This is a genomic window from Cellulomonas sp. P24 (assembly GCF_024704385.1).
In the GTDB taxonomy this organism is placed as follows: domain Bacteria; phylum Actinomycetota; class Actinomycetes; order Actinomycetales; family Cellulomonadaceae; genus JAJDFX01.
The window spans coordinates 3231541-3253989 of record NZ_JAJDFX010000002.1 but is presented as its reverse complement, the minus strand read 5'-3'; the positions used below and the strand labels follow the sequence as shown (position 1 = coordinate 3253989).

Annotated in this window: 21 protein-coding genes and 1 tRNA gene; 9 read left to right on the top strand and 13 right to left on the bottom strand. The window is 72.0% G+C overall.

Features of this window, described 5'->3' with window-relative positions; all coding sequences use genetic code 11:
• Positions 1 to 89: 89 nt before the first annotated feature.
• Positions 90 to 920 carry a Bax inhibitor-1/YccA family protein gene (locus tag LJB74_RS15290; RefSeq protein WP_259309349.1) on the bottom strand — a complete coding sequence of 277 codons (831 nt, stop codon included), beginning with the start codon at positions 918 to 920 and terminating at the stop codon, positions 90 to 92.
• Between the two features lie 256 nt (positions 921 to 1176).
• On the opposite strand from LJB74_RS15290, the gene LJB74_RS15285 reads away from it, so the two are divergent.
• The 7 genes from LJB74_RS15285 (at position 1177) to LJB74_RS15255 (ending at position 7134) form a co-directional block, all read left to right on the top strand.
• On the top strand, positions 1177 to 2145 hold the full coding sequence (locus LJB74_RS15285; RefSeq protein ID WP_259309348.1) for an ABC transporter ATP-binding protein: 969 nt from the start codon (positions 1177 to 1179) through the stop codon (positions 2143 to 2145).
• Positions 2142 to 3020, top strand: a complete 879-nt coding sequence (locus tag LJB74_RS15280) for an ABC transporter permease (protein ID WP_259309347.1) — start codon at positions 2142 to 2144, stop codon at positions 3018 to 3020. Before LJB74_RS15285 ends, LJB74_RS15280 begins: the two co-directional genes overlap by 4 nt.
• Positions 3021 to 3042: 22 nt before the next feature.
• Entirely contained in the window at positions 3043 to 4371 is a 1329-nt protein-coding gene (locus LJB74_RS15275; RefSeq protein ID WP_259309346.1) for a sensor histidine kinase, read from the top strand.
• A 7-nt stretch (positions 4372 to 4378) separates the two neighbouring features.
• The gene (locus LJB74_RS15270; protein WP_259309345.1) at positions 4379 to 5083 is read left to right on the top strand and encodes a response regulator transcription factor; all 705 of its coding nucleotides are present in this window, start codon (positions 4379 to 4381) and stop codon (positions 5081 to 5083) included.
• A 61-nt stretch (positions 5084 to 5144) separates the two neighbouring features.
• The gene (locus LJB74_RS15265) at positions 5145 to 5756 is read left to right on the top strand and encodes a histidine phosphatase family protein (RefSeq protein ID WP_259309344.1); all 612 of its coding nucleotides are present in this window, start codon (positions 5145 to 5147) and stop codon (positions 5754 to 5756) included.
• A gap of 33 nt (positions 5757 to 5789) precedes the next feature.
• Complete coding sequence (locus LJB74_RS15260; RefSeq protein ID WP_259309343.1) at positions 5790 to 6128, top strand: metalloregulator ArsR/SmtB family transcription factor; 339 nt, start codon at positions 5790 to 5792, stop codon at positions 6126 to 6128.
• A 37-nt stretch (positions 6129 to 6165) separates the two neighbouring features.
• Complete coding sequence (locus LJB74_RS15255) at positions 6166 to 7134, top strand: SRPBCC family protein (RefSeq protein ID WP_259309342.1); 969 nt, start codon at positions 6166 to 6168, stop codon at positions 7132 to 7134.
• Positions 7135 to 7276: 142 nt separating this feature from the next.
• Here LJB74_RS15255 and LJB74_RS15250 read toward each other — a convergent pair whose 3' ends face one another.
• Positions 7277 to 8056, bottom strand: coding sequence for an alpha/beta fold hydrolase (locus tag LJB74_RS15250; RefSeq protein WP_259309341.1), 780 nt, complete (start codon positions 8054 to 8056; stop codon positions 7277 to 7279).
• A gap of 119 nt (positions 8057 to 8175) precedes the next feature.
• On the opposite strand from LJB74_RS15250, the gene LJB74_RS15245 reads away from it, so the two are divergent.
• Positions 8176 to 8598, top strand: coding sequence for a MarR family winged helix-turn-helix transcriptional regulator (locus tag LJB74_RS15245; protein WP_259310376.1), 423 nt, complete (start codon positions 8176 to 8178; stop codon positions 8596 to 8598).
• Between the two features lie 153 nt (positions 8599 to 8751).
• Here LJB74_RS15245 and LJB74_RS15240 read toward each other — a convergent pair whose 3' ends face one another.
• A complete protein-coding gene (locus tag LJB74_RS15240) occupies positions 8752 to 9210 on the bottom strand; it encodes a hypothetical protein (RefSeq protein WP_259309340.1) in 459 nt (152 codons plus the stop codon).
• A gap of 22 nt (positions 9211 to 9232) precedes the next feature.
• Positions 9233 to 9306: transfer RNA gene (locus tag LJB74_RS15235), tRNA-Leu, on the bottom strand.
• Positions 9307 to 9506: 200 nt separating this feature from the next.
• On the opposite strand from LJB74_RS15235, the gene LJB74_RS15230 reads away from it, so the two are divergent.
• Positions 9507 to 9947: a MarR family winged helix-turn-helix transcriptional regulator gene (locus LJB74_RS15230; RefSeq protein ID WP_259309339.1), complete on the top strand. Its 441-nt coding sequence runs from the start codon at positions 9507 to 9509 to the stop codon at positions 9945 to 9947.
• Between the two features lie 48 nt (positions 9948 to 9995).
• On the opposite strand, the gene LJB74_RS15225 is transcribed toward LJB74_RS15230, so the two are convergent.
• From LJB74_RS15225 to mfd, 9 genes are all read right to left on the bottom strand, one after another.
• A complete protein-coding gene (locus tag LJB74_RS15225; protein ID WP_259309338.1) occupies positions 9996 to 11429 on the bottom strand; it encodes an NAD(P)/FAD-dependent oxidoreductase in 1434 nt (477 codons plus the stop codon).
• 129 nt (positions 11430 to 11558) lie between these two features.
• Positions 11559 to 12509 carry a Ppx/GppA phosphatase family protein gene (locus LJB74_RS15220; protein WP_259309337.1) on the bottom strand — a complete coding sequence of 317 codons (951 nt, stop codon included), beginning with the start codon at positions 12507 to 12509 and terminating at the stop codon, positions 11559 to 11561.
• A gap of 72 nt (positions 12510 to 12581) precedes the next feature.
• The gene (locus LJB74_RS15215) at positions 12582 to 13100 is read right to left on the bottom strand and encodes a DUF501 domain-containing protein (RefSeq protein WP_259309336.1); all 519 of its coding nucleotides are present in this window, start codon (positions 13098 to 13100) and stop codon (positions 12582 to 12584) included.
• A 32-nt stretch (positions 13101 to 13132) separates the two neighbouring features.
• Positions 13133 to 13840, bottom strand: a complete 708-nt coding sequence (locus tag LJB74_RS15210) for a septum formation initiator family protein (RefSeq protein WP_259309335.1) — start codon at positions 13838 to 13840, stop codon at positions 13133 to 13135.
• A 133-nt stretch (positions 13841 to 13973) separates the two neighbouring features.
• Complete coding sequence (eno, locus tag LJB74_RS15205) at positions 13974 to 15257, bottom strand: phosphopyruvate hydratase (protein WP_259309334.1); 1284 nt, start codon at positions 15255 to 15257, stop codon at positions 13974 to 13976.
• A 209-nt stretch (positions 15258 to 15466) separates the two neighbouring features.
• Positions 15467 to 16207, bottom strand: a complete 741-nt coding sequence (locus tag LJB74_RS15200; RefSeq protein WP_259309333.1) for a YabN family protein — start codon at positions 16205 to 16207, stop codon at positions 15467 to 15469.
• A 7-nt stretch (positions 16208 to 16214) separates the two neighbouring features.
• Entirely contained in the window at positions 16215 to 16823 is a 609-nt protein-coding gene (locus tag LJB74_RS15195; RefSeq protein ID WP_259309332.1) for a SurA N-terminal domain-containing protein, read from the bottom strand.
• Positions 16824 to 16949: 126 nt separating this feature from the next.
• Positions 16950 to 18581 carry a diguanylate cyclase gene (locus LJB74_RS15190; RefSeq protein WP_259309331.1) on the bottom strand — a complete coding sequence of 544 codons (1632 nt, stop codon included), beginning with the start codon at positions 18579 to 18581 and terminating at the stop codon, positions 16950 to 16952.
• Positions 18582 to 18718: 137 nt separating this feature from the next.
• Positions 18719 to 22390, bottom strand: a complete 3672-nt coding sequence (gene mfd / locus LJB74_RS15185; protein WP_259309330.1) for a transcription-repair coupling factor — start codon at positions 22388 to 22390, stop codon at positions 18719 to 18721.
• Positions 22391 to 22449 lie beyond the last annotated feature (59 nt).

The following is a 22449-nucleotide window of genomic DNA, read 5'->3' as shown; positions in this document are numbered from 1 at the left end:
CCTGGACCGGGTCGCCCACCTCCGGGAACGACGGAGCGCCGGCGCCCCGAAGGACACCGGCGCTCCCGTGGCCGACCGGCGGCGGGCGATCAGTTCCGCAGGATCGCCAGCAGCCGCAGCAGCTCGAGGTAGAGCCACACCAGCGTCACGACGAGCCCGAACGCCGCCGACCAGGCGAACTTGGCGGGGACCCCCTGGCGGACACCACGCTGGATCGAGTCGAAGTCGACGACCAGCGACATCGCCGCGAGCCCGACGGCGACGAGCCCGACGACGATCCCCGCCGGCCCGCTGCGCAACGGGCCGTAGGCGCCGCCGCCGACGCCGAACAGCATGAGGCCGACGTTGAGGAACGAGAACACGAGGTAGCCGACCATCGAGAGCATCAGGACCTTGGTGAACTTCGGGGTCACCCGGACCTTGCCGGAGCGGAACAGCACGAGGCTGGTCCCGAACACCGCGAGGGTGGCCAGCACGGCCTGCCCGACGATTCCCCTGTAGCTGGTCTCGAAGAACGCGCTGATGCCTCCGAGGAACACGCCCTCGGCGGCCGCGTACAGCAGGATCAGCGCCGGGCTGGGGCTCTTCTTGAACGCGTTGACCAGCCCGAGCACGAGGCCGACGACCGCGCCGACCATCCACAGCCCCGGCGCGAGGAGCCAGGTGGCCGCACCCGTGAGGACCAGCACGGCCAGCAGGCCGGCGGTCTTCATGATGACGTCGTCGTAGGTGAGGCGCCCGGTGTCCGCGGTCGTCGCCGACGGGGCGGCGTACATCTGGTTCAGCGCCGCTGCGTCGTACCCGGCCGTCGCGGTCCCGTACGAGCCGGCGGTCGCCACGGTCCCCTGCGCGGCACGACCGCGGGGCTTCTTGCGCGGGTCACCGAAGATGGCGCTGTTGTCGAAGACCGGGTTGCTCATCGATTCCTCCTGGTCGCGGCTGTCGTGAACCCGTTGCACGGATTCGGTGCACCGACCGTCTCGGGGCACTGTCGCTGGCCTGTTCTCACTGTACGCAACGTGCCGCGGGCCCCGGACGTTCCCGTCCGGGGACGGATCGCGTAGTCCTCATGGCGTACGCACAGCAGTCCCGAAGATCAACCTCGGAACGGTCCCGCGCGAGCGCGCCGCTCCGTAGGTTCGTCTGTGCACGCGTGTCGACGAGCTGGAGGACAGGATGATCGAGGTACACGGCCTGACCAAGAGGTACGGACCGAAGACGGCGGTGGACGACGTGACGTTCACCGTGCACCCGGGGAAGGTCACCGGGTTCCTCGGGCCGAACGGCGCAGGGAAGTCGACGACGATGCGGCTGATCGTCGGCCTGGACCACCCCACGCACGGGTCCGTCAAGGTCAACGGTCGCCCCTACGCGCAGCACCACTCCCCGTTGCGCGAGGTCGGGATCCTGCTCGACGCCAAGGCCGTCCACACCGGACGCAGCGCGTACCACCACCTGCGCGCGATGGCCGCGACCCACCACATCCCGGTGTCGCGCGTCGACGAGGTCATCGAGATGACCGGCCTGCAGTCCGTGGCCAAGAAGCGCGTCGGCGGGTTCTCCCTCGGGATGGGCCAGCGGCTCGGCATCGCATCGGCCCTGCTCGGCGATCCGAAGACCCTGATCCTCGACGAGCCGGTCAACGGTCTCGACCCCGAGGGCGTCCTCTGGGTACGCAACCTCGTCCGCTACCTCGCGTCCGAGGGCCGGACCGTGTTCCTCTCCTCGCACCTCATGAGCGAGATGGCCGTGACCGCGGACCACCTGATCGTGGTCGGGCGCGGCAAGCTGATCGCGGACGCCCCGGTGTCGGAGGTCGTCGCCCAGGCGTCCGGCACGACGGTGCGGGTCCGCAGCCCCCAGGCGACCCAGCTCGTGGAGCTCCTCCAGGGGCCCGGCGTGACCGTGAGCTCGACCGAGCCCGGCCTCGTGGAGATCACCGGGAGCACTGCCGTGCTGATCGGCGAGACAGCGGCACGCGCCCAGCTCGTGCTCCACGAGCTGACCCCGGTCGTGAGCTCTCTCGAGGACGCGTACATGGCACTGACGAAGGACGAGGTCGAGTACCACTCGACGACCAGCGGGATCCACCCGGACCACGAGGGTGCCCACACAGCCGCCGAGCCGGAAGGAGCGAACCGATGAGCACGACGACCCAGTCCCCCGGTACCCACGCAGGAGCGGTCGAGGCCCCCTCGCACGGCCCCCACCTCAGCTTCGGTGGCGTGGTCGCCTCGGAGTGGATCAAGTTCCGCACGGTGCGCTCGACCGTCTGGACGCTCTCGATCACGCTCGTCGTCATGGTCGGGCTGAGCCTCCTGGTGGCGTTCGGCATGACGAGCGCGATGGACAGCCAGCACATGAGCGCCGCCGACACCGGGATGGCCGGGTCGGGGATCGTGACCTTGGGGTACTACTTCGCCCAGATGACGCTCGCCGTCCTCGGTGTCCTGACGATCTCCGGCGAGTACTCGACCGGCATGATCCGATCCACGCTCGCGGCGGTCCCCCGCCGGCTGCCGGCGCTCGCGGCAAAGGCGCTCGTGCTCTCCGTCGCGACCGCGGTCGTGAGCGCAGTCGGCGTCGGCCTCTCCTACCTGGTGACCCAGCCGATGCTGTCGTCGCACGGGCTGGCCGTCGACTTCGGCGACAGCACGACGCAGCGGGTCCTGCTCGGCTGCGTGCTGTACCTGGTGGCCATCGCTCTGCTCGGCTTCGCGCTCGGTGCGGTGCTCCGGCACTCCGCCGCGGCCATCGCGACCGTGCTCGGCGTGACCCTGCTGCTCCCGATCCTCGTGCTGGTGATCGGCAACTGGGTGTCGTGGGTGCGTGACCTGAGCCCCTACCTGCCGACCAACGCCGGCGAACGGATCATGTCGACGTCCACCGCGACCAGCCAGTCGCCGGCAGGCACGGGCCCGACGCCGCTGGAGCCGTGGGCCGGTCTCGGCCTCCTGGCGGGCTACGTCGTGGCGATCCTCACGCTCGCCGCGGTGATGCTCCGCCGCCGCGACGCCTGAGAACCGCGTCAGACTGTCGGTCATGGACCTCGTGCCCGACATGACCGGGGCCGCGGGTCGGGACGTCACCGACCCGCGGCCCCCGCACGTCACCGGTGGACCGTCGGTGGGACCGTTCACCGAGCTCAGCACCCGGCGGCTCGGACCGATCCGGCGATTCTTCCTGCGTCGTCCGGTCGTGATGGACGTCGTCGTGATGCTGTGGTTCGGCGCACCTGCGGTCCTCGACGCGGTCCTGACCGAGTCCGGGACCCGGCGAGACGCCCTGGTGGTCTTCGCCGTCGCCGGGACCGGCGTCCTGCTGTGGAGGCGTCGGCTGCCGTTGCCCGTCGCCGTCGGCATGACCGTGCTGAGCGTCGGCCAGACGGCGGTGGCGGGCACCATGAGCGGCTTCGACCTCGGGGTCGCGCTCGTGGTCTACGCCGTCGCCGCGTCCCGGGCCCCTCGGGATGCCTGGGTGACCGCCGTCGCGTCCGTCGCGGTCATGTCGGGAGCCGTCCTCCTGTGGGAGCGCCCGACGCAGCAGGGCGCGACGGCGAGCGTGTGGACCGGGGGCAGCACGCCCCGGGAGTCGGTCGCTGAGCTCCGGGTCGCGTCGATCACCGCACTCGTGCTTCTCGTCCTCATCGCGATCTCGATCGGCATCAGCGTCCACAACCGCCGCGCGCACGTGGCCGACCTCGTCGACCGGGGCAACCAGCTCGCCCGGGAACGCGACCAGCAGGCACGGCTCGCCGTCGCCGCCGAACGCGCTCGCATCGCCCGGGAGATGCACGACGTCGTCGCCCACTCGCTCACCGTCATGGTCGCGTTGGCGGACGGCGCCGCAGCCGCCCTCACCCGGGACCCGGAACGCTCACGTCATGCCCTGGACGAGGTCTCGGCGACCGGTCGCACCGCTCTCGCGGACATGAGGCGCGTGCTGGGTGTGCTGACCGAGGAGTCCGCACCGCTCGATCCGCAGCCGGGCGGCCCGGACCTCGTGGCCCTGGTCGACGGCTTCCGCATCGCCGGCCTGCCGGTCGAGACCGTGACCTCGGGTGGCCCGCTACCGCCCGATGCGGGCCTGCAGCTCGCGGTCTACCGGATCGTCCAGGAGTCGCTCACCAACACGTTGCGGTACGCGCCGGGAGCCGGTCACGTCGAGGTCCGGATCGCGCGCGGCCCCGACCAGGTCACGGTGGACGTCACGGACGACGGTGGGATCAACCGTCCCCCGCTGCCGATCGGGAGCGGTCGTGGTGTGATCGGGATGCGCGAGCGCGCAGCCGTGTACGGCGGGCACATCGAGGCAGGGCCGTACCGACGAGGATGGCGTGTGCACGCCGAGCTGCGATGGCAGGAGTCATGACCGACCGATGACCGACACCGAGACCCTTCCCCGCCCAGGCACGATCCGGGTGCTGCTCGTCGACGACCAGGCCCTGCTGCGCATGGGGTTCCGTCTGGTGCTCGAGGCCGAGGACGACCTGGACGTCGTCGGCGAGGCCGCAGACGGCGCGACCGCCGTCGACATGGCGGCGGCGCTGCGACCTGACGTCGTCCTGATGGACGTGCGGATGCCCGGGATGAACGGCATCGATGCAACCGAGCGGATCGTCGCGTCGTGGCCGTCCACGCGCGTCATGATCCTCACGACGTTCGACCTCGACGAGTACGCGTTCGCGGCGCTCCGTGTCGGCGCGAGCGGGTTCCTGCTCAAGGACGCCCGACCGGCGGACCTCATCGGGGCGATCCGCGCGGTCGCGAGTGGCGACGCCGTCGTGTCGCCCCGCGTGACCCGACGGATGCTCGAGATGTTCTCCGAGCACCTGCCGCGTCCCGGTGCGGCCGACCGCTCGGACGGGCTCGACCCCCGCCTGCACGGCCTCACCGCGCGGGAGGTCGAGGTGCTCGGCGCGCTCGCCGACGGGCTCTCGAACGCCGAGATCGCCGAGAGGTTCGTCCTGGCCGAGGCGACGGTCAAGACGCACGTGGGTCGGATCCTCGCCAAGCTCGGTCTCCGTGACCGCGTGCAGGCCGTCGTGCTCGCCTACGAGACCGGCCTGGTCCGCCCGTCCTGAACCTGCCCGTCCTGAACCTGCCCGGTCGCCACCACGCTCCTCGTCCCCCGGAGGCCCTCACATGCGTCTGCTGCTGATCCGCCACGGCCAGACGGCGTCGAACGTCGAGAACCGTCTCGACTCGGCCGTCCCCGGTCCGCTGCTCACCCCCCTCGGCGAGGCGCAGGCGGCGGCGATCCCGGACCAGCTCGCCGCCGAGCGGGTCGACGTGCTCTACGCGTCGACGCAGACGCGTGCCCAGCTGACGGCTGCCCCGCTGGCGCGTCATCGCGGTCTCCCGGTGACGATCCGCGACGGCCTGCGTGAGATCTTCGCCGGCGACCTCGAGGGTCGGACCGACGACGAGGCGGTGACGACCTACGTTCGCACGACCCTCGCGTGGGCCGACGGCGACGTGTCCCGGCGGATGCCCGGCGCCGAGGACGGCGTCGAGGTGCTGGGCCGGTTCGACGCGGTCGTGTCCGAGGTGGCCGCCTCGGGCGCCGAGGTGGCGGTGGTCGTCAGCCACGGCGCGATGATCCGGACGTGGTCGGCCGCGCGTGCCCACAACCTCGACGCCGGCTTCGCGGCCTCGAACGCGCTCGTGAACACCGGCATCGTCGTCCTCGACGGCGATCCCGTGGCGGGCTGGTACGCGTTGTCATGGCAGGGAACGCGCCTGCTGAGGGGTTGACGCACGCCCCGTCGGGTGCGAATATGCAACCAAATGGTTGTACGTAGCGAGTTGAGCGATGCCGAGGTCGACCGGGTCTTCCGAGCCCTGGCCGACGCCACGCGGCGTGACATCGTGCGACGGACCCTGGCGGGCGAGGCCTCGATCTCCGAGCTCGCCGCGTCGTACGACATGTCCTTCGCCGCGGTCCAGAAGCACGTGGCCGTGCTGGAGGGGGCGGGGCTGGTGGTCAAGCGCTCGCACGGCCGCGAGCGGATCGTCCGCGGCAACCCCGACGCCATCCGGCGCGCCCAGGCGCTGCTGGACTCCTACGAACAGATCTGGAGAGCACGGATCGACCGACTGGACGCCGTGCTCGCCGAAGGCGACTGAACCCTCACCGCCGGACCGAGACCCCGAGGAGCACCCGATGCCCATCACCTCCGTCACCAAGGATGCCGACGCCCTCACGATGACCGTGGTCGCCGACTTCGACGCCCCGCTACGCCGACTCTGGGACGCCTACCTCGACCCACGGCTGCTCGAGCGGTTCTGGGGACCGCCCACCTATCCCGCCGTGTTCACGCGGCACGACGGGTACGTCGGCGGTCGCAGCGAGTACGCGATGACAGGACCGGACGGCGACGTGGCGCGCGGCTTCTGGGAGTGGTTGTCGGTCGACGAGCTCGCCGGCTTCGAGGTGCGCGACGGGTTCGCGAACCCGGACGGCAGCCCGAACGAGCAGATGCCCGCGATGCGCATGGTCTTCACCTTCGAGGCGACACCTCACGGGTCCCGGGTGACCACGACGACGTTCTTCGCGTCGGTCGAGGAGCTCGAGACGCTGCTCGGCATGGGCATGGAGCAGGGCATGAGCGAGGCCATGGGGCAGATCGACGCCGTCCTGGCCGATCTCGCGTCGTTCGCCGCCGGTATCGGCACCGCGACGCAGCTCCTCAGCGACACGCAGGTGCGCATCAGCCGGATCATCCGCGGCAGTGTCGACGACGTCTGGCGCGCCCACCACGAGCCCGCACTGATGCGCCGGTGGCTGCTCGGCCCCGAGGGCTGGACCATGCCGGTGTGCGAGATCGGAGCCGAGGTGGGCGAGACGTACCGCTACGAGTGGGAGCAGGTCGACGGCAGCGGTCGCTTCGGCTTCACCGGGACCGTCCTGGAGTCCCGGCCCCCGCACCGCAGCGTGACCACCGGGGTCATGATCGGTACCGACGGCCCCTCGACCACCGACGAGCTCACCTTCACGGCGGTCGAGGACGGCACGTTGCTCTCCCTGCTCATCACCTACCCGGATGCCGACGTCCGCGACACCGTGCTCGCGACCGGCATGACCGACGGGATGGAGACGTCCTACGCGCGCCTCGAGTCGTTGATCGGCTGACGGCCGAGGGTGACCGGGTCGAGCGACGGGGCACGCCCCCGCGCTCGACCCGCGTCACCGCGCGCCATGTGCGCGGCACACCCGCCACGAGTCACCGGACAAGCCCGCTCGTCGGACGAGCCGGCTCATCGGACGAGCCGGCTCACCCGACGAACCCGCGAAGCGCGTCCAGCAGCGCCCCAGGCGTCTCGATCTGCGGCACGTGCCCGGTGTGCGCGAGCAGGACGAACCGCGCCCCGGGGATCGCGGCGGCGAAGGCGCGCCCGTAGTCGACATCGGCGATCCGGTCCGCCTCACCCCACAGCACGAGCGTGGGCACATCGATCAGACCGAGCCGCTCCCGCAGGTCGGGATCGGTCATGCCCCCGCCGTAGACCCTGAGCGACTCGCGATTGCCGAGTGCGATCTGCCGCGCGGCCGGCGGCAGCGCCGCCACATCAGGGATGACGGCCGTCGACGGGTCGGCGTAGCTACGCTCGGCGATCTGCGCGGGGGTGAGTGCGAAGATGTCGGCGACCTCGTGGCCCGGCGCGTCGATGCCGACCGCGTCGACCAGCGCGAGGCCGCGGACGCGAGGGGGGTGCCGCAGGGCGATCTCGGCCGCGATCCATCCGCCGAGGGAGTTGCCGACCACGGTCACCCCCTGGAGGTCGAGCGCCTCGAGCAGGCCGAGGTAGAGCTCGGCGAGAGCTCCGACCGTCGCGAGCGTCGCCGGGCGCGGCGTGCCGCCGAATCCCGGATGGGTCGGGAGGATCACCCGGGCACCGGTGCGCTCGGCGAGTAGGTCGGCGAAGGGCGCGACCGAAGCCGGACCCGCCCCACCGTGCAGGAGCAGCACCGGGGCCCCGCGTCCGCGCGCGCTGACGGTGACCGGGATCTCGCCGAGCGAGGTGGTGATGGCGAGGACGGACTCGGTGCTCATGGCGCGCTCCTTCGGGTGGTCGCCGTCGGCGCCGGGCCGACGGTCGGGACGTCGCCGATTGTATATCAACATGCTTATATAACCATCTTGTCACCGTGTCCTAGGATCGGCACGTGACGATGACGCCCCAGCAGCTCGGGCAGGCGGTGAAGCGCCTGCAGGTCAAGCACCACCGCGCCGGCAACGAGGCGCTCAAGCCCCTCGGCGTCTCGATCGTGCAGTGGGACGCGCTGCGCCACCTCCACGCACACCCGGGCGCCTCACTGCACGACCTCGCGGTCCTGACCTTCCAGACCGACCAGGCGTTCGGCACGCTCGCGACGCGGCTCGAGGCACGCGGACTGATCCGGCGCGGGTCCGGACCGGGACGGGCGATCCGTCCCGAGCTCACGCCCGAGGGCGAGCAGGTCCTCGCCGCCGGCACGACAGCGATCGAGAACGTCCTGCAGGCATCGTTCGGTCGCCTGTCGGCGACGGAACGGACAGCGTTCGGCGAGATGCTGACGCGCCTGGTCGACGACGCACCGGGCGCGGGCGTCTGACCTCGGCGCACGGCGCCCACCCGTGGGGCCGACCAGCGGAGCACGCCCGGCCCAGGTCTGCCGACGCGCTCGCGACGAGAGCGCCGCGGGCGGGTCCCCGACCGTGGTCTCGGCCCCTTGTTGCCCGCGATGCCGCCGAGGAGGGGCTGGCCCTCAGTCGCTCACAAGGTCCAGGTGCCGACGCATGGCGCCCGGACCGGATGCGTTGACGATGATCGCCACGATCGCGACCGGGATCGCGACCACGACCGAGCCGACATCCGCGCCGTCGGCGATCGCGACGATCAGCGCGATGAGCGCCGGGACCTCCGCCACCACGATGCCGCGGAACGCGAGAGTCCCGGCCGGACTCCCGGAGCGCAGGCTCGGGGAACGGACGGACCGGGACGGCGCACGGCTCGTGGCCCACTGCGACCCGAACCACGACACCAGCCCGAGGACGGCGCCGAGCAGCAGGCCAGGGGCGCGCACCACGCCGCCGGGGACGAGGACGAGCACGCCGAGACCCAGGACCATCACGAGCCCACCGCAGAACCCGATCGTGATGAACGTGAACGTGCGGATGATCTGCTCGTCGGTCACCGGCGGCATCGCGGGGCGCTGATCGCTCATGGCCCGATCCAACCACCCCGGGTGCCCTCGGCGGGGCTCGAACCCGCACTGTGCCGGGTTTAAGCCGGCTGCCTCTGCCAGTTGGGCTACGAGGGCACGCGCGCCCGGAGCCGCCGCGCACGCACCCCGCGATCATGCCGCTCTTCGCCCTCGGGCGCGACCACGACAGCAGGATCCGCCGACCCGCACCGCACCGGGCTGTTTCTGCGCGTCCAGTGGTGCCATACGGATACGGGCACAGCCACCCAGGCAGTAGCGTGCATGGAGCAGACACCGCCGGGTGAGGAGCACTGACGATGGACGAGACGACCGGGGCGATCGAACGCGAGATGGCGATGCTCTTGCGCCTCGCGGACCGCAGCCGACGGACACCCGCGCTGGAGCCGACGCTCGAGCGATCCGCCTACCTGGTGCTGTCGGTTCTCGAGCAGCAGCAGGTCGCGAACATCAGCACGATCGCCGAGGTGCTGCGGCTCGACGCGTCGACCGTCACCCGGCAGGTCGTCGCGATGGAGTCGGCATCGCTCGTCGAGCGGCGGCGCGACCCCGCCGACGGCCGCGGCACGCTCGTCGTCGCGACCCCCCGCGGCATCGCCGAGCTTGCTGCCACCCGCGAGGTGCGGAGCGCGGTCTACGCCGATGTCCTCGCTGACTGGACCCCTGCAGATCGCGCAACGCTCGCCTCGCTGCTGCAGCGCCTCAACGGCGACCTCGACGCCTACGCGCACCGGCACTGAGCCCGATCACCGCGTCACCGCCGGGCGCCACCCCTGCCCAGCGGTCCGTCACGTCGTGCGCGTGCCGACGGACGACTGCGGCGTGCTCGGCACGGCGGCGTTGCGGAACGCGGCACGCGGGTCGTGGAGCGACCCGAGCGAGACCACCTCACGTCGCAGCAGCAGGGCCCAGGTCCACCCCGCCATGATCCGCACCTTCCGGTTCCAGGTCGGCATGGCGAACACGTGGTACGTACGGTGCAGCACCCAGGCGAGGGGCCCGCGGACCTTGATGCGGCCGAACATCTGCGCCACACCCTTGTACATGCCGAGCGACGCCACCGCACCGACGTTCTTGTGCTTGTACTCGGTCGGCTCTGCGCTGCGCAGGATCCGCGCCAGGTTGTCGCCGAGGTGGTTCGCCTCCCGGATGGCGTGCTGGGCGTTCGGGGGGCAGAACGTTCCCGGGTGGTAGAGATCAGGCACGGCCGCGCAGTCACCGGCGGCCCACGCGTCGGGAACGATCGTGCCGTCCTCGCGGACGATCTGGAGGGTCGCCAGGCAGGTCACCCGACCGAGCTTGTCGAGCGGGAGGTCCGAGTTCTGCAGGACTGGGTTGGCCTTGACGCCGGCGGTCCAGACGATCGTCTCCGAGTCGAACTCGACGCCGTTGGAGAGCACCACGTGGCCGTCCACGCACGAGGTGAGGAACGTCGAGAGGTGGATCTCGATGTCGCGCTTGCGGAGCTCGTCGAGCGTGTACCCCCCGAGCTCGGCGCTCACCTCCGGGAGGATCCGGGGTGACCCCTCGACGAGCACGAACCGGAGCTCGTCACGTCCGAGGCTGCCGTAGTACCGCATCGCCGACCGGGCCATGTCCTCGACCTCGGCGAGCGCCTCGACACCGGCGAACCCACCCCCGACGAACACGAACGTCAGCATCCGCCGGCGCAGCTCGGGGTCCCACGTCGAGGACGCGACGTCGATCCGGTTGAGGACGTGGTTGCGGACCGCGATGGCCTCCTCCACGTTCTTGAAGCCGATGCCCTGCTCGGCGAGGCCCGGGATCGGCAGGGTCCTGGCGACCGACCCGAGACCGACGATCAGGTGGTCGTAGGTGATCCAGTACGCCTCGCCCTCCTCCGGGACGATCTGGACCTGGCGGCTGGCGTGACGGATCTCGGAGACCTTGCCCTGCAGCACGTCGACGCCCTTGAGGGCTCGACGGTGCGGGGCGACGACGTTGCGCGGGTCGATCGACCCGGCGGCCGCCTCCGGCAGGAAGGGTGCGTAGGTCATGTACGGGCGGGGGTCGACGACGACGATCGCCGCCTCGCGACGTCCGAGACGTCGACGCAGCCGGCGGGCCGAGTACAGACCGACCGAACCACCACCGAGGACGACCACGCGGGGGACCTTGCGGGGACGCGGGGTCACGAGAGGAGCCGGTGCGCCTGAGGGCGTGGGGTCGGCGGCGACCCCGGAAGACGAGTTCTGGGGCATGTCTTGACGATAATGCAGGACTAAGGTCCCAGCATCATCGAGAGCGCGTGATGCTGGGCACAACGCCTGCCCGACCGTCGCTGACCAGCCGACCCGCCCGACCCCGCCGGCCCGGCAGCCGACCTCCCGTCAGTCGGCCACGCTCCAGGCGATCCCGTCGAGGATGTCGTGCTCCGACGTGACCACCGTCGACAGCTTGCCCCCCGCGATCCCGATGTCGGCACGCACCCGCGCCACGATGGCCGACCACACGAGCGCCCCCGCACCGATCACGTCGACGCGCCCCGGGTGCATGAACGGCAGTGCCGCGCGCTCGGCGCGGGTCCGGCGCAGCAGGTTCGCGCACGACGCCAGCACCTTGTCCACCGGGAGCACCGACCCGTCGATCCGCGCCGGGTCGTAGGCCTCGAGACCCAGCGCGTGCGCCGTCACGGTGGTGACGGTGCCCGCGAGCCCGACGAGGGTCGCCGCCCGGCCGAACGGGACCACTGCCGCCGCGCGGTCGAGCGCCGCGCTCACGTCCGCGGATGCCGCCGCGACCTCCGCGGCCGTCACCGGGTCGCTGCGCAGGTGACGCTCGGTCATCCGCACGCACCCGATGTCCATCGAGTAGGCCGCGACCGGGCTCGTGGTCCCCAGGACCATCTCCGTCGACCCGCCGCCGAGGTCGACCACGAGGAACGGGCCGCGGTGCTTGCCCGCGAGCGCACCGGTGGCGCCCCGGAACGACAGGCGGGCCTCCTCGTCGCCGGCGACGACCTCGGGCTCGACACCCAGTGCGGCGCGTACCCCGTCGACGAACTCGTCGCGGTTCTCCGCGTCACGCGACGCCGACGTCGCGACGAACCGGATCCGCTCCACCTCGAGATCGGCGCACGTCGTCGCGTACACCTGCGTCGCGGCCAGGGTCCGGGCCATCGCCTCGGGGGCGATCCGACCGGTCCGGTCCACCCCCTGCCCGAGCCGGACCACCTGCATCGTCCGGACGAGGTCGGTCATCGTGCCGCGTTCCGGGTCGACGTCCGCCACCAGCAGGCGGATCGAGTTGGTCCCGCAGTCGATGGCTGCCACACGCGTCATGGCGTCATCCTCCCATCGCCGCAGGTCGGCCCCCGAACGCCGGCCTGCGGGCGCCGTGCAGGGTCGCGCCTTTCAGCACGTGCAGCGGTCGGGACGCCAGGTGCCGCGGATCAGCGCGAGCGCCTCGTCCCCCAGCGGGTTGACCCCCGGCCCGGAGGCCAGCGCGTGGCCGACGAGCACGTGCAGGCACTTGACCCGCGTGGGCATGCCGCCCGCGGAGATCCCGTCGATCTCGTCGACGTGGCCGAGCTCCTCGCGATCGGCGAGGTAGGCCTCGTGCGCGCGACGGTGCGCGGCCGCCAGCTCGGCGTCCCGACCGAGCCGCTCCGTCATCTCCCGCATCAGCCCACCGGCCTCGAGGGTGCTCACCGCGCTGACCGCCGGCGGGCAGGTCAGGTAGTAGGTGGTCGGGAACGGCGTGCCGTCATCGAGACGCGGCGCCGTGCGCACCACGAGCGGTCGCCCGCAGACGCACCTCGCGGCGATCCCGACCACCCCGCGGGGCACCCGTCCGAGCTGCTCCCGCAGCACCTCGAGGTCACGGGGGACGACGTCCGCCCCGATGGCGTAGGGCGCAGGCACAGCAGTCACAGCACGTCCGTTCGACGTCGGCGCGGATCCGGTCAGGGGGCGCCTGTGGCGCCTGCCCCGGGGGTCGAGGGCGTGCCGTCGGTCGCCGGGGTGGACCCATTCTCCCCCGACGTCGTCGCCGCGGGCGCACCCTGGATCTGTCCGGCGGCCTGGATCGACCCCCACAGGTTCGCGTACCAGGGCGCCGTCGACCCGTCCGCGGCGGACGAGGCCCGGTCCGCCGCCCCGGTGCGGGTCGTGACGGCCGGCGCCGACTGCGGGTCGACGACCCGGTACGCGGTCTCCCCGGGAAGGACGTAGGCGAGGCGTTCCCGCGCCTGGGCGATCACGTACGCCTGGTCGTTCCAGCGGGCGAGCTGAGCCGTGAGCTCCTCGTTGTGCGCCTCGGCCGCGGCGACCTCACGGCGGAGCTGAGAGTTCTGGGCCTCCTGCGCCAGGTACGCGCGGAACGTCGGGAAGACCAGGATGAACGCGAGCGCGCACACCAGGCCGAGCACCAGGGCACGGACCGTCACCAGGTGCGGGAGGGTGGCGGTGCCGGGTCCTGCGTCGCGCGGTCCGGGGCGTCGGGTGGCGGCGTCGGCGGCGGCCGCCCGGGACGTGGACCGACCGGGCCGGCTGCTCGCCCCTCGCCCGCTCGGGCGCGGACCCGGCACCCGGCCGGACGTCCGAGGCCGCGGCGTGGGCGCCTGCGGGGTCGCACCCGTGCGCGGTGCGACGGGACGACGACCGAGGGGCATGCCTCGATTGTGCCCCGCGGTCGGCCGGGATCGGCGCAGCCGTGGCCGCGTCGACGTGTCCGGTGGCGGACGCACCGGAGGCCGGCGACCCCGACGGGTCACCGGCCTCCGCTGGACGAACGGAGAACGCGTCTCAGCCGCGCGTCCACCGCGGGAACGCGCTGCGGCCGGCGTAGCGGGCCGCGTCGTCGAGCTCCTCCTCGATCCGGAGCAGCTGGTTGTACTTGTTGATGCGCTCGCCACGGGCCGGCGCACCGGTCTTGATCTGGCCGCCGTTGATGGCCACGGACAGGTCCGCGATCGTCGTGTCCTCGGTCTCGCCGGAACGGTGCGACACCATCGCGGTGTAGCCGTTGCGCTGCGCGAGCGTCACGGCGTCGAGGGTCTCGGTCAGCGTGCCGATCTGGTTGAGCTTGACGAGCAGCGAGTTCGCCGCCTTGAGCTCGATGCCCTTGGCGAGGCGGATCGGGTTCGTGACGAACAGGTCGTCGCCGACGATCTGCACCTTGTCGCCCACCTCGGCGACAAGCTGCGACCAAGCGGCCCACTCGTCCTCGGACAGCGGGTCCTCGATCGAGACCAGCGGGTAGTCCGCGACGAGCTGCTTGTAGTACGCGATGATCTCGTCAGTGCCGGTCGCCTTGCCCTCGAACTGGTAGGCGCCGTCCTTGAAGAACTCGGTGGCCGCGACGTCCAGGGCCAGCCCGACGTCCTTGCCCGGGGTGAAGCCGGCCTTCTCGATCGCGACGAGGATGAGGTCCAGCGCGGCACGGTTGCTCGGCAGGTTCGGGGCGAAGCCGCCCTCGTCGCCGAGACCGGTCGAGAGGCCCTCGCTCTTGAGCACGGACTTGAGGGAGTGGTAGACCTCGGCGCCGGTGCGCAGGGCCTCGCGGAACGTCGTCGCACCGATCGGCGCGATCATGAACTCCTGGATGTCGACGTTCGAGTCGGCGTGCGACCCGCCGTTGAGGATGTTCATCATCGGGACGGGCAGGACGTGCGCGTTCGGGCCACCGACGTAGCGGAACAGCGGGAGGTCGGCCGAGTCGGCCGCAGCCTTGGCCACCGCGAGCGAGACCCCGAGGATCGCGTTCGCACCGAGCTTGCCCTTGTTCGGGGTGCCGTCGAGGTCGATCAGCGCCTGGTCCACCAGCCGCTGCTCGGTCGCCTCGAAGCCGATGAGCTCGGGGGCGATCTCGTCGATCACCGCGTTCACGGCGTCCTCGACGCCCTTGCCCAGGTAACGGGACTTGTCACCGTCACGACGCTCGACGGCCTCGAACGCGCCGGTGGAGGCGCCCGAGGGGACACCGGCACGGGCGATGGTGCCGTCGTCGAGTGCTACCTCGACCTCAACAGTGGGGTTGCCGCGCGAGTCAAGAATCTCGCGGGCGCCTACGGCCTCGATGCTGGCCACGGAAGCTCCTTCTGGCGATCGGGTGGGTATGCGGCTTCAGCGTAGTGCGCTTCACCGAGAAGGCCTACGGGACCTCGGTCCGTGAGCCCGCGGCCCGCGCTGTGCCTCGCGGGGAGCAGGCACGACGAGCCGTCCACGACCATTCACGACGGCCCACGACAGCCCACGACAGCCCACGACGCTGCCATCGATCCTGTCACCGGGCCCGATCATGCCGTGCCGGACCTCGAGCGCTCCGACCGTCGCGCCTCGCTCTCGAGACGACGCACGGTCTCGCGCAGGGCGGTCTCGGCATCCACGCCCGCCGCGTCGGCCTCGGCCACGAGGGTGAGCAACCGCTCGCCGATGCGGCGCGCGTCGTCGGCGTCGGCGTGGTCGGCACCGGCATGGTCCACCCCGGCGTCGTCGGCCGTCGTCCCGCTCGCCGGCCCGCCGACGATCGCGACGTTCCAGGCCGCGAGCACGTCGTCCAGCCCGGCTCGACGCGTGCGCGCCAGCACCTTCTGGCTCCGGGCCAACGCGCCCAGCGCCAGCGGGATCCCGTCGAGCACCGACTCGCGTCGCTTCTCCGCCTGCTTGAGCTGCTCCCACCGCACGTGCACCGCCTCGGCGTCCGGCGCCGCGTCCGAGCCGAACACGTGGGGGTGGCGGCGCACGAGCTTGGCGACGAGACCACGCGCGACGTCGTCCAGGTCGAACGGGTCGTCGGGATGCTCCTGCGCGACCCGGGCGTGGAACACCACCTGGAGCAGGAGGTCGCCGAGCTCCTCGCGCATCCCCGGCCGATCACCGGTCTCGATCGCCTCGGCGACCTCGTACGCCTCCTCGAGCGCGTACGGCACGAGGGAGGCGTGGGTCTGCGCGGCGTCCCACGGGCACCCACCCGGCGAGCGCAGACGGTCCATGACCGTCACGAGCTCCCGGAGCCCCTCCCCCGAGGACGCCGTCACCGTGCCGTCACTTCGTGCTGGTACCGGCAGCCGCGGGCTTCACGATCCAGTCGTAGGAGATCGGTGTGACCGTGCCCGTCGTCAGGTCGATGGTGCCGTAGCGCGGGCTGACCTCGGCATGCAGCGCGGTCAGCCTGTCGTTGACCTCCTTGACGAGCGTGGCCGCGTTCGAGGCGCCCTCGATCGCCTTCTGCGCCAGGGAGAACCGGATCACCTCGATCGCGGGCGCACCGAACGTCGGCGTCGTCGTCGCACCCGCGCTCTTGGCCGCCTTGTCGAGCAGGTCGATCGCCTGCTGGTCCGAGACCGCGAGCCCCGCGTCCTTCGCGACCGACTCGATCGTCGGCGCACCGATCAGGAGCATGAGCACCGTGCTCTGGTCGACCGACTGGAAGTACGGCTGGAGCTCCGCCGTGGCCTGCTGCACGTCGGCGACGCTGATCGCGCGCCCCTCGACGACGGCGGCGGCGCCCGGCTGCCCGGTGCACCCCGCGAGCAGGGTCGCGACGAGGACCGCCACCCCGGCGGTCGCCGTCACCGTGCGGCGGCGACGCCTCGCTGCGGGACGGGTCGGCGGCACGGGCACGACGCCGGCCGGAGCAGAGGGTGCTGACACAGTTTCTCTCCCGATGCTGGTGGACGACCTGCGGGCGACGGCATGCACTCACCGTCGAGTCGGGTGCCATGGTAGGCCCCACCCCTGGGGACGGCGACGACCCCGACCACGCGCGTCCGCCGGTCCTCACCCGACGCCGGACCCTGCCGATCGGCTCGGGACGTCCGGCCGGGCGCTTCGCACCAGGTTCCGGCCGTCGCGCTTCGCCAGGTACAGCGCCCGGTCGGACACCTCGAGAAGGTCGGTGACCGTGAGCCCGTCGACAGGGAACGTGGCGACCCCGACGCTGACGGTGCACTGGTGCGCATCGTGCCCGACCTCGAAGGGCGTCACCTCGCACCGGTCACGCACACGGTCCGCCACCGCGATCGCCTCCGTGACGTCCGCACCCGGCAGGACCACCACGAACTCCTCACCACCCCAGCGCGAGACGAGGGCGTTCGGCGGAACGGCGGCCGTGAGCCTGTGCGCCATCGCGACCAGGACTCCGTCCCCGACCTGGTGGCCGTACCGGTCGTTGATGCGCTTGAACCGGTCGATGTCCACCATCAGGACGCTCACGGGGGTGACCTGACCCGAGCGGGTCAGCATCGGTCCGATGTGCTCCATCACGTAGCGCCGGTTGTGGAGCTCGGTGAGCGGGTCGCGGTTCGCCTGCTCCGCGAGGTCGCGCCGGAGCAGCTCGATCGTCCGGAGCTGATCGGCGAGCTGACGATGCTGGGCGTTGACGTCGCTGACGTCGCGGGCGACGAGCACCGTGCCCAACGGTCGACCGAACCCGTCCCGGAGGACCGACCGGCGCACGGCGAGCTCGATCCGGCGTCCGTCGACCTCCTGCGTCACCAAGGTGTCGGTCGGGTCGTCGCTCGCGCTCGCCTCGTCGACCTCTCCCCACCCTGCGAGCAGCTCCTGCACGGGAAGACCGACCAGCTGCGGCGGCAGGTCGGGAGCCGTGGTCCGCAGGAGCTGCTCCGCCGCCGGGTTGAGGTCGATGACGCGCCCGTCGGGGCTCAGCGCGAGAACGGCGTCCGCGATCGTGGCGAACAGGACGTCCCGTGCCACCGGTGCGAGCTCGAGCACGTCCAGCCGCACGATCGCGTGTGCGACGACGACCGCCGTGACCGCGAAGCCGAGCGGCGTCGGGTCACCGAACTCCCCCGTCACGCCGAGCAGGTTGAGGACGCACAACGCCGCCGGCACCAGGGCACCGACGATCAGGCTCGACCGTTGGCCGCGGAACAGCGCCGGCGACCGCCGCCACCCCCGCGCGATCAGAACGATGCCGACGACGACCAGCACGTAGCTGTAGGCGCTGTGCACCCAGAAGAGGGGCGCGTGCTGCCAGGAGTTCGGGTCGACCAGTGTCGCCGCACCCGTCCCGCGGTAGAACGCGAGGTGCCACGGGTTCGTCGCGGCGACCACCGTCACCAGGACGGGCTCCACGGCGAGACCGACGAGCAGCCCCCGGCTCGGGCGCCATCCCGAGCCGTTCATGCTCAGTCCGAGGCACACGAAGGCCGCGACCATCGTCCCGATCGCGGGGAACGTCGTCAGCGCCGCGATCCCGGGCACGGGATCGTCCGGTCGCGCGACGATCACGGCGTCAGCGAGCGACCACCACGCCGCGGCGAGGAGAACCACGCCCATCGACGAGGCCATGGCGACGCGCGCCGACCGACGGTGCCACACGACGGCGGCGACGGCGCACAGGATCGCCGCGGCGACGACGTACGCCGCCACGTGCACGACGGAACCCATACCGGCCTCCCGGGACAGGGTGGCACCGGTCCGCGCGGCCGCCGGTGTCCCCTCTTCCCCCTATCGGCATCGCACGCCGAGAATCGAGCCCGACCGGGGTGAAGATCGCCGTGTCGGCCGGCCCCGCGCGCCCGAGGTCAGGGACGTGCGCCGACCTCGGCCGCCGCCGCCACGCTGCCACGGATCACGGCGTCGACGAGCGTCTGGGCCCAGGCCAGGATCGCCTCGCCGTGCAGTGGCGTACCGCCGACCCGGGCCGTCGTCGGGAACGGCACCAGGATCGTCCGGATCGCCGGCTTGAGCACCGTGCCCGGGTAGAGCCTCTTGAGCCTGAGCTGGGCCGACTCGGGGAGGTCGACCGGAGCGAACCGGACGTACCGGCCCTGGGCCGTGACGTCGGCCAGCCCGACCTCGCGGACGGTGTTGCGGAACGCCGCCACGTCGAACAGCTGCGCCACCGCGGTGGGGATCGGCCCGTAGCGGTCGACGAGCTCGGCCCTGACCTCGTCCAACGCCGCCGCGTCCGCCGCCGCCGCGATCTTGCGGTACGCCTCGAGGCGCAGACGCTCGTGCGCGATGTAGTCGTGCGGGAGGTGGGCGTCGACGGGCAGCTCGATCGTGACCTCGGGCACCTCCTCCGGCTCGTCGCCACGGAAGTGCGTCACGGCCTCGCCGACCATCCGGATGTACAGGTCGAACCCGACCCCGGCGATGTGCCCCGACTGCTCGCCGCCCAGGAGGTTGCCCGCACCGCGGATCTCCAGGTCCTTCATGGCGATCTGGATCCCGGCACCGAGGTCGGTGTGGGCCGCCATCGTCGCGAGACGGTCGTGCGCGGTCTCCGTCAACGGGCGCTCCGGCGGGTAGAGGAAGTACGCGTAGGCCCGCTCACGCCCGCGGCCGACCCGTCCCCGCAGCTGGTGGAGCTGGGACAGCCCGAGCAGGTCGGCACGCTCGAGGATCAGCGTGTTGGCGTTCGAGATGTCGAGGCCGGTCTCGATGATCGTCGTGCAGACCAGGACGTCGAACTTCTTCTCCCAGAAGTCGACGATCACGCGTTCGAGCTGGTGCTCTCCCATCTTCCCGTGCGCCACCGCGATCCGGGCCTCCGGGACGAGCTCCTTCAGACGCGCTGCCGCCCGCTCGATCGAGTCGACCTTGTTGTGCACGTAGAAGACCTGGCCCTCGCGCAGCAGCTCACGCCGGACGGCAGCCGTGATCTGCTTCTCGTCGTACGCCCCGACGAAGGTCAGCACGGGGTGACGCTCCTCGGGCGGGGTGGCGAGGGTCGACATCTCCCGGATCCCCGTCACCGCCATCTCGAGGGTGCGCGGGATCGGCGTCGCGCTCATCGCCAGGACGTCCACGTTGGTGCGCAGCTGCTTGAGCGTCTCCTTGTGCTCGACGCCGAAGCGCTGCTCCTCGTCGACGACCACCAGCCCGAGGTCCTTGAAGCGCACCTCCCCGGTGATCAGCCGATGGGTCCCGATGACGACGTCGACGGTGCCGTCGGCGAGGCCGTCGACCACCTCCTTGCTCTCCGCCGCGCTCTGGAACCGCGAGAGCGCCTTGACCGTCACCGGGTAGGGCGCGTACCGCTCCGCGAACGTGTCGAGGTGCTGCTGGACGAGCAGCGTCGTCGGGACGAGGACGGCGACCTGCTTGCCGTCCTGGACCGCCTTGAACGCCGCGCGGATCGCGATCTCCGTCTTGCCGTAGCCGACGTCGCCGCACACCAGCCGATCCATCGGCACGGGCTTCTCCATGTCGGCCTTGACCTCGTCGATCGTGGAGAGCTGGTCGGGGGTCTCGATGTACGCGAACGCGTCCTCGAGCTCGCGCTGCCACGGGGTGTCCGGGCTGAACGCGTGCCCGGACGTCGCCATCCGCGCGGAGTACAGCCGGATCAGCTCACCGGCGATCTCCTTGACCGCCTTGCGGGCCCGACCCTTCGTCTTGGCCCAGTCCGACCCGCCCATCTTGTTCAGCGCCGGCGACTCGCCACCGACGTACTTGGTCACCTGGTCGAGCTGGTCCGTCGGGACGTACAGCCGGTCGCCCGGCTGCCCGCGCTTCGAGGACGCGTACTCGATCACGAGGTACTCGCGCGTGGCCGCCGCCGCACCCGTGCCGAGGGTTCGCTGGACGAGCTCGACGAACCGTCCGACGCCGTGCTGCTCGTGGACCACGTGGTCGCCCGGCCGGAGCGAGAGCGGGTCGACCGTGTTGCGTCGGCGCGAGGGCATCTTGCGCATGTCGCGTGTCGACGACCCGGCGCGTCCGGTGAGGTCCTGCTCGGAGAACACCGCGAGCCGCAGCTCGGTGGCGACGAAGCCGGGGCCTGCGCTCGCCGGGACCACGAGGACGATGCCCTCCTCGGGCTCGTCGTGGATCGCCGAGACGAGTCGCGCCGGGACGTCGGCGGCAGAGAGCTGCTCGACCATCCGTTGCGCGGGCCCGTGCCCCTCGGTCGTGAGCACCAGCCGCCATCCGGCGCGCTGCAGGGTGCGGAGGTCGTCGATCGCCCGGCCGACGTCCCCGCGGTAGCCCTCGACGTCGCGCGCGGCGATCGTCAGGCTCTGGTCCACCTCGTCGAGAGCCACCGGGTCGACCAGCACGGCGTCGGCTCCCGGGCCACCGCCGGCGTCCGCCGTCGAGGCGCCGAGCCCGAACGGAGCGAGGGTCCACCAGCCCAGCCCTCGGGCCGCCGCACTGTCACGCACCTGGGCGAACGTCAGGAACGACGCCGCACTGAGGTCGAGCGGCGTCGCCGCGCCGGCGGCGGCGGACGTCCACGCCGCCGCGAGGAACTCCTCGGTCGTCGCGACGAGGTCGTGCGCCCGACGCCGGACCCGCTCGGGGTCGCACACGACCAGGAGCGCATCCGCCGGGACGAGGTCGACCACCGGCACCATCGAGTCCACGAGCGCAGGCGCGAGCGACTCCATCCCCTCGACAGCGATACCCGCACCGAGCTTCTCCAGCATCTCGGCGGCACCGGGCAGCCGGTCGACGAGGGCGGCCGCACGGTCACGGACGTCGTCGGTCAGCAGGATCTCGCGGCACGGCGGCGCCCACAGCCCGTGCGTGGCGACCTCGAGGCTGCGCTGGTCGGCGACCGCGAACCAGCGGATCTCCTCGACCGTCTCGCCCCAGAACTCGATGCGCAGCGGGTGGTCCTCTGTCGGCGGGAACACGTCGAGGATCCCGCCGCGGACCGCGAACTCGCCCCGGCGCTCCACCATGTCCACACGCGCGTACGCCGCGGCGACGAGGCGGTCCGCGACCTCGGCCAGGTCGGCGTCGTCACCGACCGCGAGCTGCACCGGCTCGAGCTCGCCCAGACCGTTCACGACCGGCTGCAGGAGGGCGCGGACCGGCACGACGAGCACCCGGATCTCCCCGGTCGGACCACCGTCCGCCGTCGGGTGCGCGAGCCGGCGGAACACCGCGAGCCGACGCGCCACGGTGTCGCTGCGAGGCGAGAGCCGCTCGTGCGGGAGCGTCTCCCACGACGGGAGCACGGCGACCGCGTCCGCCGGCAGGTAGCACCGGAGCGACTCGGCGAGCTCGTCGGCATCGCGGCCGGTGGCCGTCACCACGACGAGCGGTCGCCCGGCGTCGGCAGCGGATGCCGGTCCGGCCCCTGCGGCCACGGGTGCACGGACACCGGCGAGAGCGGCGAGCAGCGGCGCCTGGACACCGCGCGGACCGACGACGTCCACCGCGCCGCGCGTGCGCACCTGCTCGACCGCGAGCGCGGCGCCCGGGTCCACGAGCAGGGCGGGGAGGAGGCCTGAGAGATCCATGATGTCCTTCGAGAGCACGGCGACGGCAGCACGACCACCTCGGATCCGTCCGGAGCCGA